Source organism: Nocardia sp. NPDC047648 (assembly GCF_040642815.1).
Classification (GTDB): domain Bacteria; phylum Actinomycetota; class Actinomycetes; order Mycobacteriales; family Mycobacteriaceae; genus Nocardia; species Nocardia gamkensis.
Genome location: NZ_JBEYSX010000002.1, coordinates 283,035 through 299,763, shown reverse-complemented (window position 1 = coordinate 299,763; position 16,729 = coordinate 283,035). Strand labels below are relative to the sequence as shown.

At 66.6% G+C, this 16,729-nt stretch carries 15 protein-coding genes; 9 read left to right on the top strand and 6 right to left on the bottom strand.

Translation table 11 applies throughout. The features are described from left to right. The first annotated feature begins 37 nt into the window (after window positions 1-37). Together ABZ803_RS05780 and nrdF are read left to right on the top strand one after the other, a co-directional pair. The gene (locus ABZ803_RS05780; RefSeq protein WP_357034303.1) at window positions 38-913 is read left to right on the top strand and encodes an intradiol ring-cleavage dioxygenase; all 876 of its coding nucleotides are present in this window, start codon (window positions 38-40) and stop codon (window positions 911-913) included. A gap of 586 nt (window positions 914-1,499) precedes the next feature. Continuing rightward, window positions 1,500-2,462, top strand: a complete 963-nt coding sequence (nrdF, locus tag ABZ803_RS05775) for a class 1b ribonucleoside-diphosphate reductase subunit beta (RefSeq protein ID WP_062969550.1) — start codon at window positions 1,500-1,502, stop codon at window positions 2,460-2,462. 70 nt (window positions 2,463-2,532) lie between these two features. Here nrdF and mgtE read toward each other — a convergent pair whose 3' ends face one another. Further along, window positions 2,533-3,897 carry a magnesium transporter gene (gene mgtE / locus ABZ803_RS05770; protein ID WP_040868714.1) on the bottom strand — a complete coding sequence of 455 codons (1,365 nt, stop codon included), beginning with the start codon at window positions 3,895-3,897 and terminating at the stop codon, window positions 2,533-2,535. A 690-nt stretch (window positions 3,898-4,587) separates the two neighbouring features. Between mgtE and ABZ803_RS05765 the strand changes: the two genes are divergently transcribed. From ABZ803_RS05765 to ABZ803_RS05745, 5 genes are all read left to right on the top strand, one after another. Then, window positions 4,588-5,670 (top strand): ABC transporter substrate-binding protein, encoded by a 1,083-nt coding sequence (locus ABZ803_RS05765; RefSeq protein ID WP_357033439.1) that lies wholly within the window; start codon window positions 4,588-4,590, stop codon window positions 5,668-5,670. Next, on the top strand, window positions 5,667-6,521 hold the full coding sequence (locus ABZ803_RS05760) for an ABC transporter ATP-binding protein (protein ID WP_357033436.1): 855 nt from the start codon (window positions 5,667-5,669) through the stop codon (window positions 6,519-6,521). Before ABZ803_RS05765 ends, ABZ803_RS05760 begins: the two co-directional genes overlap by 4 nt. After that, window positions 6,514-7,404: an ABC transporter permease gene (locus tag ABZ803_RS05755; RefSeq protein ID WP_357033433.1), complete on the top strand. Its 891-nt coding sequence runs from the start codon at window positions 6,514-6,516 to the stop codon at window positions 7,402-7,404. The genes ABZ803_RS05760 and ABZ803_RS05755 overlap by 8 nt, the downstream gene beginning before the upstream one ends. Window positions 7,405-7,572: 168 nt before the next feature. Further along, window positions 7,573-8,520, top strand: a complete 948-nt coding sequence (locus tag ABZ803_RS05750) for a TauD/TfdA family dioxygenase (RefSeq protein WP_357033431.1) — start codon at window positions 7,573-7,575, stop codon at window positions 8,518-8,520. A gap of 322 nt (window positions 8,521-8,842) precedes the next feature. Continuing rightward, the gene (locus tag ABZ803_RS05745; protein WP_357033428.1) at window positions 8,843-9,835 is read left to right on the top strand and encodes an LLM class F420-dependent oxidoreductase; all 993 of its coding nucleotides are present in this window, start codon (window positions 8,843-8,845) and stop codon (window positions 9,833-9,835) included. A gap of 359 nt (window positions 9,836-10,194) precedes the next feature. On the opposite strand, the gene ABZ803_RS05740 is transcribed toward ABZ803_RS05745, so the two are convergent. The 5 genes from ABZ803_RS05740 to ABZ803_RS05720 all read right to left on the bottom strand — a co-directional run bounded on the left by ABZ803_RS05740 (window position 10,195) and on the right by ABZ803_RS05720 (window position 15,047). Beyond that, window positions 10,195-11,016, bottom strand: coding sequence for an SAM-dependent methyltransferase (locus ABZ803_RS05740; RefSeq protein ID WP_357033425.1), 822 nt, complete (start codon window positions 11,014-11,016; stop codon window positions 10,195-10,197). A 160-nt stretch (window positions 11,017-11,176) separates the two neighbouring features. Next, on the bottom strand, window positions 11,177-13,258 hold the full coding sequence (nrdE, locus tag ABZ803_RS05735) for a class 1b ribonucleoside-diphosphate reductase subunit alpha (RefSeq protein ID WP_357034301.1): 2,082 nt from the start codon (window positions 13,256-13,258) through the stop codon (window positions 11,177-11,179). A 62-nt stretch (window positions 13,259-13,320) separates the two neighbouring features. After that, entirely contained in the window at window positions 13,321-13,782 is a 462-nt protein-coding gene (gene nrdI, locus ABZ803_RS05730; protein ID WP_040868730.1) for a class Ib ribonucleoside-diphosphate reductase assembly flavoprotein NrdI, read from the bottom strand. Window positions 13,783-13,852: 70 nt separating this feature from the next. Then, window positions 13,853-14,086, bottom strand: coding sequence for a redoxin NrdH (locus ABZ803_RS05725; protein ID WP_039799742.1), 234 nt, complete (start codon window positions 14,084-14,086; stop codon window positions 13,853-13,855). Between the two features lie 391 nt (window positions 14,087-14,477). Beyond that, window positions 14,478-15,047, bottom strand: coding sequence for an NAD(P)H-dependent oxidoreductase (locus tag ABZ803_RS05720; protein ID WP_357033420.1), 570 nt, complete (start codon window positions 15,045-15,047; stop codon window positions 14,478-14,480). 144 nt (window positions 15,048-15,191) lie between these two features. Between ABZ803_RS05720 and ABZ803_RS05715 the strand changes: the two genes are divergently transcribed. Next, window positions 15,192-15,797: a TetR/AcrR family transcriptional regulator gene (locus ABZ803_RS05715; RefSeq protein WP_357034299.1), complete on the top strand. Its 606-nt coding sequence runs from the start codon at window positions 15,192-15,194 to the stop codon at window positions 15,795-15,797. A gap of 22 nt (window positions 15,798-15,819) precedes the next feature. Further along, entirely contained in the window at window positions 15,820-16,644 is an 825-nt protein-coding gene (nadE, locus tag ABZ803_RS05710) for an ammonia-dependent NAD(+) synthetase (protein WP_357033417.1), read from the top strand. Window positions 16,645-16,729: the final 85 nt, after the last annotated feature.

The following is a 16,729-nucleotide window of genomic DNA, read 5'->3' as shown; positions in this document are numbered from 1 at the left end:
TGAGGTGCACGAACACGATCTCGGCCTCACACACGATATGAAGGTGATGGTGTCCCGGCGCCGCGCCCTGCTCTTGTTCGGAGCGACCGCGGGCGCGGCAGCGGTCGCGGCGGGCTGCGCGTCGGGCTCGAACGACACGACAGCCGCCGCGACCGGGACCGCGTCGGCGACCACCGCGCAATCCGGCGGCGTCACCGCCGCTCCGCAGGAAACCGAGGGACCGTATCCGGGCGACGGGTCGAACGGACCCAACGTCCTCATCGAGTCCGGCGTGGTGCGCAGCGACATCACCGGCTCGTTCGGCTCGTACTCCGGCGTCGCGCAGGGCGTTCCGATGACGCTCGAACTCACGCTGCGCGATCTGGCGAACAGCGGCGCGGCGGGCGCTGGCATGGCGGTGTACGTGTGGCACTGCGACCGGGACGGCAACTACTCGCTCTACAGCAGCGGTGTCACCGAGCAGAACTACCTGCGCGGCGTGCAGGTGGCCGGTGCCGACGGCAAGGTGAGTTTCACCTCGATCTTCCCGGCCTGCTACTCGGGCCGGTGGCCGCACATCCATTTCGAGGTCTACGACTCGCTGGAAACCGCGGTCGCGGGCCAGAACGCGCGGCTGACCTCGCAGATCGCGCTGCCCCAGGACACCTGCGAGGCGGTGTTCGCCTACGACTCCGGTTACGCGCGCAGCGTCACCAATCTGGCCGAGGTCTCGCTCGCCTCGGACGGCGTCTTCGGCGACGGCTGGGACGCCGAACTGGCGACCGTGACGGGCGCGCCGTCCTCCGGGCTGCGCGTCTCGCTCACCGTGGGCGTCGCCGAGAAATCGCAGAACACGCAGTCGGGCAACGGTTCCGCGCAGCCCGGTGGGCGACCGCCTGGCGGCGGCGCACCCGGCGGCAGGCCTCCGCGGTAGCGATCGGTCCTGCGCCCGTCCGCCACGGGCTCTGCGGCCGGGCGTCGGTCGGCCCCGGATGACCACGACGTCCACGGCGATCTCCAACGCCCGGAACCGGTAGCGATCAGGAACCCCCATGCCGGGCCAGGTGTAGCCGCTCGGATGATCGATTCGGGACAGGTGGACCACCGCGCGTCGAAGCGGCTCGGTCCCCGGGCGGCGGTGACTTGCGGCACTGCCGCCGTCCCGGCGCACCGGGGAAACGAAGGATCAGCGAGCCCGGCAACGCTTTCGCGGCCGAGCGGAGGCAGGCATCCACACCTGGTGTGCCGCGTCGTCAGCCCGTCGCCCCCGCCTGATGTGACACCTATTGGCAAACTTTCAGCGATCAATCGGACCCGCCGGTGCCGATGTAGGCGCCGGAAGGCGCGTACCGCACAATAGGGGGCCGCGCGCGGCGCGCCCTGGCGTTCTTCCGCACGTAGGACGCGTGTCGCGGCGACACAAGGTGTTGTGCTACGCGGACATGTCAGCCACTAGGAGTAGTGTTCCGAGGGTAGACATTCCGTGACGGCAGCGTGCTCGGGAAAGGCGTGGAGGCAGGATGAAACTGATCGATCGGGTGTCGGCCATCAACTGGAATCGGGTGCCCGACGAAAAGGACGCCGAGGTCTGGGACCGGCTGACCGGCAACTTCTGGCTGCCGGAGAAGGTGCCGGTCTCCAACGACATCCCGTCGTGGAACACCCTGACCGCCGACGAGAAGCAGCTGACCATGCGGGTCTTCACCGGCCTGACCCTGCTGGACACCATCCAGGGCACCGTCGGCGCGGTGAGCCTCATCCCGGACGCGCTGACCCCGCACGAAGAGGCGGTGCTGACCAACATCGCGTTCATGGAGTCGGTGCACGCCAAGAGCTACAGCTCGATCTTCTCCACGCTGTGCTCCACCCGCGAGATCGATGAGGCGTTCCGCTGGTCGGAGGAGAACCGCAACCTCCAGCGCAAGGCCGAGATCGTGCTGTCGTACTACAACGGCGACGATCCGCTCAAGCGCAAGGTCGCCTCCACGCTGCTGGAGAGCTTCCTGTTCTACTCCGGTTTCTATCTGCCGATGCACTGGTCGTCGCGGGCCAAGCTCACCAACACCGCCGACATGATCCGCCTGATCATCCGGGACGAAGCGGTGCACGGCTACTACATCGGCTACAAGTACCAGAAGGGCTTGGAGCTGGTCACCCAGGCCGAGCGGGACGAACTCAAGAACTACACCTTCGAGCTGCTGTTCGAGCTCTACGACAACGAGGTCGACTACACCCAGGATCTCTACGACGAGGTCGGCCTCACGGAGGACGTCAAGAAGTTCCTGCGCTACAACGCCAACAAGGCGCTGATGAACCTCGGCTACGAGGGCCTGTTCCCCAAGGACGAAACCGAGGTCAACCCCGCCATCCTCTCGGCCCTGTCCCCCAACGCCGACGAGAACCACGACTTCTTCTCCGGTTCGGGCTCGAGCTACGTCATCGGCAAGGCGGTCAACACCGAGGACGAGGACTGGGAGTTCTGAGCCCACCGAGCCCGGCGACGCGACCGCGGAGCCGGGCTCGAGGTGGTCGACCCCTCGCGTTCGCCGACCCTCAGATCCCCAGGACCAGCTTGGCCGTCGTGAAGTAGATGATCAGGCCGGTGGCGTCGACCAAGGTGGTGACCATCGGCGCGGAGACGACCGCGGGATCGATGCGCAGTTTCTTGGCCAGCAGCGGCATGGTGCCGCCGATGGTGGCGGCCCAGCCGCAGATCAGCACAAGGGTGATGCCGACGACCAAGGCGATGCGCGGACCCACGAACAGGGCGCCGATCGCCAAGCCCACCGACGCCAGCAGCGAGCCGAGCACCAGGCCGACCCGGCATTCCCGCCAGATCACCTTCAACAGGTCCGACGCCTTGACCTCGCCGACCGCTACCGCGCGCACGCAGGCGGTGGCGGCCTGCGCGCCGGCGTTCCCGCCCGCGCCGATCAGCAGCGGGATGAACAGCGCCAGATGCGCCGCCTGCTGCAAGGTGCCCTCGAAGAAGTCGGTCACGCTCACCGTCAGTGTCGCGGCGAAGAGCAACAGCAGCAGCCACAGCGCGCGATAGCGGGCCAGCTGAAACACCCCGGCGGCCATGTAGTGGCCCTCCCATGGCGCCGATCCCGCCTGCAACGCCACGTCCTCGCTGTCGGCGGCCTCGATCACCTCGACCGCGTCGTCGATGGTGAGCAGCCCGACCAGCCGGTCCTCGCTGTCCACCACCGGCAGATTGATGTCGTTGGTCTCGCGCATCAAGCGAGCGGCCTTCTCCGCGGAATCGGTGGCGCGCGCGAAGGCCGGTTCGGTGACGACCAGCTCCGACACCATCGTCTCGGGCTTGCTGAGCACCAGTTCGCGCAGTTCGACGATGCCGGTCAGCCGCCTGCCCGTATCGACCACCGGCAGCGTGTACACCGTCTCGGCGTTGCCGCCCTTGGCGCGCACCATGCCGAGCGCTTCGGCCACCGTGAGGTCACGCGGCAGCGCCACCACCTCCGGCGTCATGAACTGACCGGCGGAACCCTCCGGGTAGCCGAGCAGGCTCGCGGTCATCCGCCGCTCCCGCGGGCTCAGCCCGGCCAGCGCCTTCTTGGCCACCTTGGCGGGCGCCTCGCGCAGCATGCGGGCGCGGTCGTCGGGCGCCATGCCCTCGACCAGGTCGCGGAAGCTCTGATCGCGCAGTCCTTGCAGGATCTGCTGCTGGTCCACCGGCTCGAGTTCCTCGAAGACGGCCAGCGCCAGGTCTTTGTCGAGCAGGCGGAACGCCATCCCGGCTCGCACCGCGTCCATGCGGGCGAGCTGATCGGCGATGACGTGCGGCGGATGGTTGCCGAGCCAGTCCAGCGCGGCGTCCACGCGACGGGTATCGACGATGTCCTGGAGGGATTCGGACAGCGTCGGACGTACTTCGATGATGTCGGTCTGCGACATGAGAGGACCTCAGCACATGCGTGAGTGAACGGAGAGCGCGAAATTCACACCGCGGGCGCCGGCCCCTGCCGTCGCGACCTGATCAGGAATGCGAAGGGGCGGCGCCGCGCGGCCTTCGACTGGGAGGTTCGCTGCGCATCGCTACCCCACCTCCCTCTCGTCGTCGCCGCGGATCTCGGATATCCGCACCGTTCGGATCAACATCTCGCGGACAGGAAACGTCCTCGTGCAGCTTACATGGCTTCGGGGACGATGATCACCTTACGACAGCGCACTGTGACCCAAGCCGCTCCACGCCGATCGGAATGGCGGTCGACCGGCTCCGGCTTCCGCGGTACCACGGTCCCCGGAACGCACGACGCCCTGACGACAGGGTTATACGCAGTCGGCGTCGAACTGTTGCTCCCATGCTTGGGAACCGGGACAGTGTTTCGAAGCGGCGTCGGAAGTCACCGCGCCTGCCCCGCACCGATATACAGCTCACGGAAGTCTTCGAAGTGTCGACAGCAACAGCATTGATCCGCCGTCGTGCGGTCGACTTCATGCGCGTTCCGCACGGAATCTGTTGCCGCTGAGGCGGCGCGGCCTCCTTTCCGGCTCGCGCGGTCGTCCACCGCCGCATCGCTCCGCTGTGGTGTCGCCGGATGCCTGCATCGAACTGCACGGCGTCTTCTCTTCGAAAGAACAACAATGCCTCTCTCCCCATCCTCCCGGCGCGTCGCCCGCGCTTTCTCCGCCGCGGTAGCGGTGTTCGCCGGCCTGTCCGTGCTCACCGGATGCGGTGCGTCCGCTCCGGCCAAGACCGCCGACGGCAAGACCGTGCTGCGCTACCAAGGCGCCACCGGACAGGTGAGCCCCTTCGAACTGGCCGACGATCTCGGCTACTTCACGAAGATCAGCCTGCACTGGGAAGGCGACACCACCAGCGGGCCTGCCAATATCCAGGCGGCGGCGACGAACCAGGTCGAGTTCGGCAGCGCGTTCAACGGCGCGGTGGTGAAACTGATCGCGGGCGGGGCGAAGGTCACCTCGGTGCTCAGTTCCTATGGCGCGGACGAGCAGTCGTTCACCGGTTACTACGTGCGCGACGACTCCGGCATCACCTCGGCACGCGATCTGATCGGCAAGAAGGTCGCGGTCAACACGCTGGGCGCGCACCACGAATTCATCACCAGGGAGTGGCTGCATCAGCAAGGTTTGACCGACGACGAGATCAAGCAGGTGCAGTTGGTCGTCGTACCGCCTGCCAACACCGAGGACGCGCTGCGCAAGGGACAGGTCGACGTCGCCGCCTTGGGCAGCGTCTTCCGCGACAACGCCCTCCAGCGCGGCGGTATCCACCCGCTGTACACCGACAAGGCCATCTTCGGCACGTTCGACTACGGCACCTACGTCTTCCGCAACGACTACATCGCCAAGAATCCCGAAGCGGTGGAGGACTTCGTGCAGGGCACCGCGCGCGCTGTCCGCTGGCTGCAAGTGACTCCGCGCGATCAGGTGCGCGAGCGGTTCGTCCAGATCATCGGCAAGCGCGGCCGCAACGAGAACGCCGGCCTGGTGCCGTACTGGCTCAGCTCCGGGATCCCGGTGCCCGGCGCGGTGGTCGCCGACAAGGAACTGCAGATCTGGATCGATTGGCTGGTGCGCAACGGCGAACTGCCCAACGGCAAGTTGAAGGCCGCGGACCTGTTCACCAACAAGTACAACCCGTACGCCAACGGCAAATTCACGCCGGAAGCGGGACCGACCGGAGAGGTGGTGGCCGCGAAATGACCACGGCTACGAAACTAGCGCTCACCGGAGTGCGCAAGCAGTTCGCGGTGCGCGGCTCCCAGGAGCGGTTCACCGCACTCGAGGACATTTCGCTGGCACTGCGGGAAGGCGAGTTCCTGGTCCTGGTCGGGCCGAGCGGCTCGGGCAAGTCGACGCTGCTGGACCTGCTCGGCGGATTGAGCAAACCCACCTCCGGTGAGATCCTGCTGGACGGGAAGCCGATCACCGGCCCGGGCCTGGACCGCGGCATCGTCTTTCAGCAGTACGCCCTGCTGCCTTGGCGCACGGCCCGGTCCAATATCGAATTCGGTTTGGAGGCCAAGGGTTTGCGCCGCAGGACGCGGCGCGAGCTCGCCGACCACTACTTGGAACTGGTCGGGCTCTCCGGTTTCGGCGACCGCTACCCGCACGAATTGTCCGGCGGCATGAAACAGCGCGTCGCGATCGCGCGCAGTCTCGCGTTCGATCCCGAGGTGCTGCTGATGGACGAGCCGTTCGCCGCGCTCGACGCGCAGACCAGGGAATCGTTGCAGGACGAACTGTTGCGCATCTGGCGCGCCACCGGCAAGACCGTCCTGTTCATCACCCACGGCATCGATGAGGCGGTATATCTCGGCCAGCGTGTGGCCGTGCTGACCTCACGGCCCGGCCGGATCAAGGCCATCGTCGACGTCGAGCTCGACCGGGACACCGACGACGACATCCGCTCCTCCCAGCGCTTCCGGGACTACCGCCACGAGATCTGGACGCTGCTGCACAGCGAGGTCCAACGGGCCGCGAGCCTGGAACTCAAATCCCTCACCGACCCGGCCGATATCGAATCCACCACCGAGAGGACGGCTCATGTCTAGTGCCATTCAGCTGAGCGAGCGGCCGGTACGGGAACGTGCGGTCCAGCCCACCCGGCCCGCCCCGGTGCAGCGGGCCGAGCCCGCGCCCACCGCCGTGACGCAGGCCCTGCGGGCGGTGGGCCGGTTCGCCTGGCGGGTGTTCAAACCGACGGTCGTGATCGTGCTGTTCTTGCTGCTGTGGCAACTCGCCCCCACGCTCGGGCTGGTGGACGAGGTGTTCCTGCCGCCGTTCTCGGTGGTGGCCCAGGCGTTCGCCGACCTGGTGGCGAGCGGAGAGATGTGGACGCACATCTCCGCGAGCCTGAATCGTTCCCTGGCCGGGTATTCCCTCGCGCTGGTCGCGGGTATCCCGGTGGGCATCGCGATCGCCTGGTACAAGCCGGTGGCGGACTTCCTGAATCCGATCCTCGAACTGTTCCGCAACACCGCGGCGCTGGCGTTGCTCCCCGTCTTCTTGCTGATCCTGGGGATCGGCGAAACCTCGAAGGTGGCCATCGTCGTCTACGCGAGCTTCTTCCCGATTCTGCTGAACACCATCACCGGCGTGCGCACCGTCGACCCGCTGCTGGTCAAATCCGCCGCTTCCCTGGGCTTCTCGCCGCTGCGCCTGTTCCAGAAGGTGATCCTGCCCGCGGCGCTGCCGTCCATCTTCACCGGTCTGCGGATGGCCGCCGCCAGTTCGATCCTCGTGCTGCTGGCCGCCGAGATGTTCGGGGCGAGGGCCGGGCTCGGCTATCTGATCACCGCCGCGCAGCAGAACTTCGCGATCCCGAACATGTATGCGGGAATCCTCGCCATCTCGCTGCTCGGCCTCGGCTTCAACGGCGTGCTGGTCGCCCTGGAACGCCGCCTGTCGCGGTGGCGCGCCCCGGCGAACGCCTGAACCATGGCCGCCCGTCTCACATTCGGAAGGCAGTCGCCGTGCGGGCGCTGACCAAACGGCGCGTCGTGGACTTCATGCGGGTGTGCGGCAGCGCTTGTCGCCTTGCCGCACGTCCCGCCCCTCCGGTTGCCACCGGCCCGATCCTCTGATCCGAAACGAGTTCTTCCGATGACCGCAGTCCACGAAACTCCCATCTCGACCGTCACCGACAACCCGGTGCACGTCGCGCCCGTCGCCGGGTACATCGGCGCCGACGTCTCCGGCGTCGATCTCCGCGAGCCGCTGACCGATCAGCAGGTCGCGGCCGTCACCGACGCGTTGCACACCTACAAGGTGCTGTTCTTCCGCGATCAGCACATCGATCACGCACAGCAGATCGCCTTCTCCCGCCGGTTCGGCGCGGTCACGCCGTCACACCCGTACGACGACGACGCGCCGACGGAGTACCCGGAGATCCTCGCGGTCGACAGCCGGTTGTACGAGAAGCGTTTCGGTGTGCGGAAATTCAGCTACACCAACCACTGGCACACCGATGTTTCCGCGTTGATCAACCCGCCCGCCGCCTCGATCCTGCGCGCCGAGATCGCCCCGGCGCAGGGTGGCGATACCGGCTGGACGAACCTCGTCGCCGCCTACGAGAACCTGCCCGAGTCGCTCAAGCGATTCGTCGAAGGTCTGCGCGCCGAGCACCGCTTCGGCGGCAGCAGGCCGGCCTGGGACTCCGGCAGCGACTACGCGAAGAAGGTCGCGGCCGCGCCGCTGATCACCGAACATCCGGTCGTCCGGGTGCATCCGGTGACCGGCGAGCGGGCGCTGTTCGTGAACCCCGGCTTCACCACCCGCATCGTCGGGCTCCGGCCGAACCAGAGCGAGGCACTGCTGAAGCTGCTGTTCGACGAGGTGACCAACCCGGCCTACACCGTCCGGTTCCGCTGGGCGAAGGGCAGCATCGCGTTCTGGGACAACCGCGCCACCGCGCACCTCGCACCGAGCGACCTCGACCACCTCGATGTCACCCGCGTGCTGTACCGCACCACACTCGAGGGTGACATTCCCGTCGGCGTCGACGGTGCGCCGTCCAAGGCCATCGCGGGAGAGAAGTTCACCGGCGCCTAGGGTCCGGACACGCGAGGTCGGCCGGTTGCCTGCAAGCAGTCGGCCGATCTCGCGTGCCTCGCTCCGGCCGGTGATCACACCGGCGGCGGATCCGTCGTCTCCAGCACAGCGCGCTCCACGTCATTGCTGCTGCTCGCTCTCGCGGGCGTTGCTACCTGGCTGGCGACGATCTGGTGGTAGGTCGATCGAGACAGCGCCGCACGTGGCCGAATTCGGTGCGTCGAGCGCCGAACGGTTGCCGGAGTGCGGCGAAGTGGGAACAGTGAGGTAGGAAAGCGCGGCGCTCGCCGCGGTGGTTCGGGTACACACGAAGGAGATATTCGTGCGCTTCGGCATCTTCATTCCGCAGGGTTGGCGGCTCGATCTGGTGGGCGTCGACCCGGCGGACCAGTGGGGGGTGATGCGAGACCTCGCCCAGCGCGCCGATGCGAACCCGGCGTGGGAATCGCTGTGGGTGTACGACCACTTCCACACCGTCCCGGTCCCCACCGAGGAGGCGACGCACGAGGCATGGACGCTGATGTCGGCCTTCGCCGCCACCACCGCACGCATCCGCCTCGGCCAGATGTGTACCGCGATCAGCTACCGCAACCCGGCCTACCTGGCCAAGGTGGCCGCGACGGTCGACCTGATCTCGGGCGGCCGCGTCGAGATGGGCATCGGCGGTGGCTGGTACGAACACGAGTGGCGCGCCTACGGCTACGGTTTCCCGTCCGCGGGCGAAAGGCTGGGCCGCTTGGACGAGGGTGTGCAGATCTTCCGGCAGGCCTGGACCACGGGTTCGGCCACCCTCGACGGCAAGTACTACCAGGTCGACGGCGCCATCGTCCGTCCGCTCCCGTTGCAGGAGAACGGTATTCCGCTGTGGATCGCGGGCGGCGGCGAGAAGAAGACGCTGCGCATCGCCGCGCGATACGCCCAGTACACCAACTTCAGCGGTAACCCCGAGGAGTTCACCCACAAATCCGAGGTGCTGCGCGCCCACTGCGCCGACGTCGGCACCGACTTCGACGCCATCGTCCGCAGTTCGAACTTCAACGTCGTCATCGGCTCGACCCAGGCCGAAGTAGAGGATCGCCTCGCGGCGCTGAAAGCCCGCCTCACACCCGTCATCGGCGAAGACGCGGCGAAGTCCTACTTCGAACAGCTGTACAACAGCGGCGCCGCCACCGGCACCCCCGAGCAGATCACCGAGAACCTGCGCCGAATCGCCGACCTCGGCCTCGGCTACGCCATCTTCAACTTCCCCGAATCCGCCTACGACACCTCCGGCATCGAACTCTTCGAACGCGAAGTGCTCCCCGCACTGAGCTGAGTGCACTGAGGCAGGTCTACCCGCAGCCGAGCGATCCGCTGCGCCTGGGGTGAGTCCCACCAACCGAGTACAAACCCCCTGCCCCGCCTGCAAAAGTTGGGCATCCCCACACACCCGCCCACAACGGAGCGAGTCTTACGAGCGACCGTTCGCGGCCGTCTCGCGGCCGAGCGACCGAAGCGCATGCGCCGTAGGCGCGAGTCTCGGTCGCTCGGCCGCGAGACATGAGGGGCCGCGAACACGCCGTGCCGCAGGCACGGCCAACCAACACAGCGCATGCGCCGCAGGCGCGAGTCTCGGTCGCTCGGGCGCGAGACATAAAGGGCCGCGAACACGCCGTGCCGCAGGCACGGCCGAAATCACAGCTTCCGGCCGACCGCGCTCCAGCAGTTCACTTGGGAGTCGAGCCAGGACGGTGACTCACCGTGGGTGCGCCATCGGTTGGAGACGACGATGCCCGGGTCCATCAGTTCCAGCCCGGTGAAGAATCGGGCGAATTCGTCTCGCGTGCGGGTCTGGGCGTAGACCCCGCTCTGCCTGTACACGTTCAGGGCCTCGGTCATCATCTCCGGTTCGAGGTCGGCGGTGATGTGCGAGACCACGAGGAACGAACCCGGCGCGAGGGCGCCGAGCAGCGTCTGGACTATTCCGTAGGGGTCCTGCTCGTCGGACAGGAAATGCAGCACGGCGACCAGGCTCAGCGCCACCGGACGCTTCAGGTCCAGGGTGTCGAGGAGTTCGGGGGCGGACAGGATCGCCGCGGGATCTTTCAGGTCGGCGTCGACGTAGGCGGTGCGGCCCTCCGGCGTACCGGTGAGCAAGGCCCGGGCGTGGGACAACACGATCGGGTCGTTGTCCACGTAGACCACCCGCGCTTCCGGTGTCGGCGCCTGCGCCACCTGGTGCAGGTTCGGCTCGGTGGGGATGCCGGTGCCGATGTCGAGGAACTGGGTCACGCCCATCGCGGTGAGCGCGTTCACCGCACGGTGCATGAAGAGCCGGTTCTGCCGAGCCGCGACCCGGGTGGTGGGAAAGGCCGCGATCACCTTCTCGGCCGCGTCTCGATCCACCTGATAGTGGTCTTTGCCGCCCAGCACGTAGTCGTATATTCGCGCGCTGCTCGGCACGCTCGCGTCGTGAATCGGACGGAGCGGCTCACCGTTGCCGCCGAGATCGGTCATCGTCGTTCCCATCACTACCGGATCGCCTCTGCGCCAGCATATTCCAGGCGCCGACTGGGCATCGCACCGCGACGGAAGCCCGGCATGGGAACACCTCGGTGGCCGGAGAACGCGAAACAGGGTGGCCGCCCAGTGGGAAGCCACCCTGTTCGCTACGGGATCACAGCATGCAGGAGACGCAACCCTCGACTTCGGTTCCCTCCAGTGCCATCTGGCGCAGCCGGATGTAGTAGAGGGTCTTGATGCCCTTGCGCCAGGCGTAGATCTGGGCGCGGTTGAGATCGCGGGTGGTGGCGGAGTCCTTGAAGAACAGCGTCAGCGACAGGCCCTGGTCCACGTGCTGGGTGGCCGCGGCGTAGGTGTCGATGATCTTCTCGTAGCCGATCTCGTAGGCGTCCTCGTAGTACTCGAGGTTGTCGTTGGTCATGTAGGGCGCCGGGTAGTAGACGCGCCCGATCTTGCCTTCCTTGCGGATCTCGATCTTCGACGCCACCGGGTGGATGGAGCTGGTGGAGTGGTTGATGTAGGAGATCGATCCGGTCGGCGGGACCGCCTGCAGGTTCTGGTTGTAGATGCCGTGCTCCATGACCGAGGCCTTCAGCTCACGCCAGTCGTCCTGGGTCGGGATGTGCACGCCCGCGTCGGCGAACAACTGCCGGACGCGATCGGTCTTCGGCTCCCACGCCTGATCGGTGTACTTGTCGAAGTACTCGCCGCTGGCGTACTTCGATTCGGGGAAGCCGCCGAAGTACGAGCCTCGCTCGATCGCGATCCGGTTCGACGCCCGGATCGCGTGGTAGACCACGGTGTAGAAGTAGATGTTGGTGAAGTCGATGCCCTCTTCGGACCCGTAGTGGATGCGTTCACGCGCCAGGTAGCCGTGCAGGTTCATCTGCCCGAGGCCGATGGCGTGCGAGGAGTTGTTGCCCTGCTCGATGGACGGCACCGAGTAGATGTGGGTCTGGTCCGACACGGCGGTCAGCGCCCGGATGGACACCTCGATGGTCTGCGCGAAGTCGGGCGAGTCCATCGTCTTGGCGATGTTCAGCGACCCGAGGTTGCAGGAGATGTCCTTGCCGATCTTGGCGTAGGACAGGTCGTCGTTGAACTCCGACGGCGTGGAGACCTGCAAGATCTCCGAGCACAGATTGGAGTGGGTGATCTTGCCCGCGATCGGGTTGGCCCGGTTCACCGTGTCCTCGAACATGATGTACGGGTAGCCCGACTCGAACTGCAGCTCGGCGATGGTCTGGAAGAACTCGCGGGCCTTGATCTTCGACTTGCGGATGCGCTTGTCGTCGACCATCTCGTAGTACTTCTCGGTGACGTCGATGTCGGCGAACGGCTTGCCGTAGATGCGCTCCACGTCATAGGGCGAGAACAGGTACATGTCCTCGTTCTTCTTGGCCAGCTCGAAGGTGATGTCCGGGATGACCACGCCGAGCGAGAGCGTCTTGATGCGGATCTTCTCGTCCGCGTTCTCCCGCTTGGTGTCCAGGAACCGGTAGATATCCGGGTGATGGGCGTGCAGGTAGACCGCGCCCGCGCCCTGGCGCGCGCCGAGCTGGTTGGCGTAGGAGAACGAGTCCTCGAGCAGCTTCATGATCGGGATGACGCCCGAACTCTGGTTCTCGATCTTCTTGATCGGCGCGCCGTGTTCGCGAATGTTGCTCAGCAGCAGCGCGACACCGCCGCCGCGCTTGGACAGCTGCAGCGCGGAGTTGATCGAGCGCCCGATGGACTCCATGTTGTCCTCGATGCGAAGGAGAAAACAACTGACCGGCTCGCCGCGCTGCTTCTTGCCCGAGTTCAGGAAGGTCGGGGTGGCCGGCTGGAAACGGCCGTCGATGATCTCGTCGACCAACCGGCCCGCCAGCGCCTCGTCACCGGCGGCGAGGGTGAGCGCGACCATGCACACCCGGTCCTCGAACCGCTCCAGGTAGCGCTTGCCGTCGAAGGTCTTCAGCGTGTACGAGGTGTAGTACTTGAAGGCGCCGAGGAAGGTGGGGAACCGGAACTTCTTGGCGTACGCCTGTTTGAACAGATTCTTGATGAACGGGCGGCTGTACTGCTCCAGGACCTCCGCCTCGTAGTAGTTCTCGTCGATCAGGTAGTCCAGCTTCTCGTCCAGGTTGTGGAAGAAGACGGTGTTCTGATTGACGTGCTGCAAGAAGTACTGGTGGGCGGCCTCACGGTCCTTGTCGAACTGGATCTCCCCGTTCGGACCGTACAGGTTCAGCATCGCGTTGAGGGCGTGGTAGTCGAGGACCTTGCCCGCGTCGCCGCCACGGACCGGGGGCTGCTCTAAGCGAGCTGTTTTTCCGGCCGGTGCTGTCGTTGCTGTTGCCAAAACAATCCCAATCCCTCTCGGACGCGTTCGACGTCCTCAGCGGTTCCCATGAGTTCGAAGCGATACAGGTACGGCACGCCGCACTTGCGCGCGATCAGTTCGCCCGCATAGCAGAAGGTGTCGCCGAAGTTCGTGTTCCCCGCCGCGATGACGCCGCGCAGCAGCGCCCGGTTGTGCGGATCGTTGAGGAACTTCGCGACCTGCCGCGGCACGAAATCCTTGTCGGAACGATCGCCCCCGAGCACGTGCCGACCGCCCCCATAGGTGGGGACGATCAGCACGTACGGTTCGTCTACGCGCAGCGAGTCGGCGGTGTGCAGTGGTATGCGAGTCGCCGGGAGCCCCAGCTTCTCGACGAAACGATGCGTGTTCTCCGAAGCGCTGGAGAAGTAGACCAGCGCCGTCGTCTCCGGCATGGTCGCCTTCCTCTTCTCGGGAGTGCCGCGGCGGACCGCCCGGCACTCGCACCTCGGATGCGGTGGAGGGTCAGGCCGCCACGGTCGCGAGCGACTTGATGCGGTCGGGCCGGAAGCCCGACCAGTGATCGTCTCCGGCCACCACGACCGGCGCCTGCAGGTAGCCCAGGGCCATGACGTAGTCACGCGCCTCGTCGTTCTCCGAGATGTCGATGACCTCGTAGTCCACCCCGGCCTTGTCGAGGGCCTTGTAGGTGGCGTTGCACTGGACGCAAGCGGGCTTGGTGTACACGGTGACGGTCATTGATGTCCCTCTCTCCTTGTGCCTGATCCACAGCCTGAGATCCGTTGCAATACACGATCGACGTATGCTGCGCAAACTTCTGGAGCCGGACTCGAATCCCCTGATCAGCCACTCGTGACCGACTCCTACCGGGTGGGGCCTCGCACCGTCTTCCAGTAGCGAAGACACTACACCTAGTGGCCGACAGATTCCTACAACACGACATGTAGCGAGTCACATTGATGAAATTCCATCGAGAGAAGTACCAGGACGCTCGATTCACCCCCGGAACAAACAGTGGCGCAGATCACTGTTCAGCAGGTCAGCATACTTTCAGCAAACTATCTGGCAAACGAAGAGGGCCACCGCCGCGCTCGCAGCGATGACCCTCGTCGAAGACCGGAGATGGAGCTTACACCGACGCGAATTCGCCCCGCGTGGCCTCGACCAGTTCGCGCACGGTGCCGGCCAATTGGGTGAGCGCCTCGGCGTCGTCGCGCGGATGCGTGGCGCCGAAGCGCTCACCGATGACACCGAAGTGCAGGTGCGCGGCCTCGACCACTCGCGCGCCCGCCACGCCGAGCGCCTTGACGGCGTCGCCGTGCGCCCACTGCGCCGCGTTCGGGCTGATCGACGCACTCACCACAGCGGTGGGCTTGCCCTTGATGGCGCCGGCGCCGTACGGGCGAGAGGCCCAGTCGATCGCGTTCTTCAGCACCGCCGACAGCGTGCCGTTGTACTCCGGAGTGACCACCAGCAGGCCGTCGGCCTCGGCGACCGCGTCGCGCAGCGCCTGGGCCGCCGCCGGAACCGAGCCGGGGACGTCGATGTCCTCGTTGTAGAACGGAATGTCGGCGAGTCCGTCGTAGAGGGTGACCTCGACGCCCTCCGGCGCGGCGTGGGCCGCCGCTTCGGCCAGCCGCCGATTGACCGAGGCCGCGCGCAGGCTGCCGACGAGTGCGAGAATGCGGGTCTGGCTCATGAACACTCCTGGTGTACTGAATTAGATGGTGTCCGTACGTTCACCACACACTAACCGGACCATGGTCCGATTACTTCCCGCGGAGCCTGCGTGAGCGCTGTGAACTACCCCACACCCCACTCGACCTCCGACGGCTCCCGTCGATTGCTCGATGTCGGCGCCCCGCTGCCCGGCACCTCGGAGCCCGCCGAGCGCGCCGACGCGGCGCGCAATCGCCGGCTGCTGCTGGACGCGGCGCAACAGCTGGTGCGCGAGCACGGCGTGGACAGTCTCACCATGGACGCGCTGGCGAAACGCGCCGGGGTCGGCAAAGGCACGGTCTTCCGCCGGTTCGGCAGCAGATCCGGCCTGATGCTCGCCTTACTGGACCACTCCGAGCAGAAGTACCAGGAGTCGTTCATCTTCGGCCCGCCGCCGCTCGGCCCTGGCGCACCTCCGGTGGAACGACTGGTCGCCTTCGGGCGGGCCAGGCTCCTCGACATCGAAGTGGAAGGCGAACTGCACCGCGCGGCCGAACTCGGCGAGGCGGGTGACCGGTATTCCGGTGCGCCCTACGGATTGCTGCGCGCTCACGTCGCGATGCTGTTGCGGCAGGCCGACATGCCCGGGGAGGTCCCGCTCGTCGCCGACTGGCTGCTGGCGATGCTGGGCGCGGCGCTGGTCATGCACCAGATGCAGGTGCTCGGTTACACCCGCGAGCAGATCGGCGACAACTGGGAGGACGTCGTCCGTCGCGTTGTCACCCGCTGAATCGCCAGTACACTCGGGCGCCATGGGGAACCTGCGCGAACAGATCATCAGTGAATTGGGCGTCCAGCCCACGATCGAACCGAAGGAAGAGATCCGCCGCCGGGTCGATTTTCTCAAGGATTATCTGAACGCCACTCCCGCACGTGGTTTCGTTCTCGGCATCAGCGGTGGACAGGACAGCGCTCTCGCGGGCAGGCTGTGCCAGCTCGCGGTCGAGGAACTGCGCGCCGACGGTGTAGACGCGATCTTCCTCGCCGTCCGGCTGCCCCACGGCGTGCAGGCCGACGAGGCCGACGCGCTCACCGCCATGGCCTTCGTCCGGCCCGACCGGCAGGTCGTGGTGAACATCCGGCCCAGCGCGAGTGCCGCGGCCGCGGAGGCGGCGTCGGCGTTGCAGGTGGACCAGCTGCGGGACTTCGTGCGCGGCAACATCAAAGCGCGCGAACGCATGGTGCTCCAGTACGCGCTGGCCGGGCAGGAGAACCTGCTCGTGATCGGCACCGACCACGCGGCCGAGGCGGTCACCGGATTCTTCACCAAGTACGGCGACGGCGGTGTCGACCTGACCCCGCTCACCGGTCTCACCAAGCGCCAGGGCGCCGCCCTGCTCCAGGAGCTGGGCGCACCCGCCAGCATCTGGTCCAAGGTGCCCACCGCCGACCTGGAGGACGACCGCCCCGCCCTGCCCGACGAGGAGGCGCTCGGCCTGCGCTACAGCGAGATCGATGACTACCTGGAAGGCAAAGAGGTGACCCCCGAGGTCGCCGAGCGGCTGGAAGGCATCTTCCGCAACACCCGGCACAAGCGCACCGTCCCGGTGACTCCGCTGGACACTTGGTGGCGCTGAGCGTCGGCTCCGACTCACCCGGCGCGAGACGGCGCGCCGGGAACCGCCGTCCCTGAAGCCATCGGCTCCGGCGGCGTGCCCGCCG

Bases quoted from the DNA above. Each gene is read 5' to 3' on its own strand.
- ABZ803_RS05780 (WP_357034303.1), top strand. From the start codon at position 38: ATGAAGGTGATGGTGTCCCGGCGCCGCGCCCTGCTCTTGTTCGGAGCG.
- ABZ803_RS05765 (WP_357033439.1), top strand. From the start codon at position 4,588: ATGCCTCTCTCCCCATCCTCCCGGCGCGTCGCCCGCGCTTTCTCCGCC.
- mgtE (WP_040868714.1), bottom strand. From the start codon at position 3,897: ATGTCGCAGACCGACATCATCGAAGTACGTCCGACGCTGTCCGAATCC.
- nrdI (WP_040868730.1), bottom strand. From the start codon at position 13,782: ATGCCGGAGACGACGGCGCTGGTCTACTTCTCCAGCGCTTCGGAGAAC.
- nrdF (WP_062969550.1), top strand. From the start codon at position 1,500: ATGAAACTGATCGATCGGGTGTCGGCCATCAACTGGAATCGGGTGCCC.
- ABZ803_RS05750 (WP_357033431.1), top strand. From the start codon at position 7,573: ATGACCGCAGTCCACGAAACTCCCATCTCGACCGTCACCGACAACCCG.
- ABZ803_RS05740 (WP_357033425.1), bottom strand. From the start codon at position 11,016: ATGACCGATCTCGGCGGCAACGGTGAGCCGCTCCGTCCGATTCACGAC.
- ABZ803_RS05725 (WP_039799742.1), bottom strand. From the start codon at position 14,086: ATGACCGTCACCGTGTACACCAAGCCCGCTTGCGTCCAGTGCAACGCC.
- nadE (WP_357033417.1), top strand. From the start codon at position 15,820: ATGGGGAACCTGCGCGAACAGATCATCAGTGAATTGGGCGTCCAGCCC.
- ABZ803_RS05760 (WP_357033436.1), top strand. From the start codon at position 5,667: ATGACCACGGCTACGAAACTAGCGCTCACCGGAGTGCGCAAGCAGTTC.
- nrdE (WP_357034301.1), bottom strand. From the start codon at position 13,258: ATGCTGAACCTGTACGGTCCGAACGGGGAGATCCAGTTCGACAAGGAC.
- ABZ803_RS05755 (WP_357033433.1), top strand. From the start codon at position 6,514: ATGTCTAGTGCCATTCAGCTGAGCGAGCGGCCGGTACGGGAACGTGCG.
- ABZ803_RS05720 (WP_357033420.1), bottom strand. From the start codon at position 15,047: ATGAGCCAGACCCGCATTCTCGCACTCGTCGGCAGCCTGCGCGCGGCC.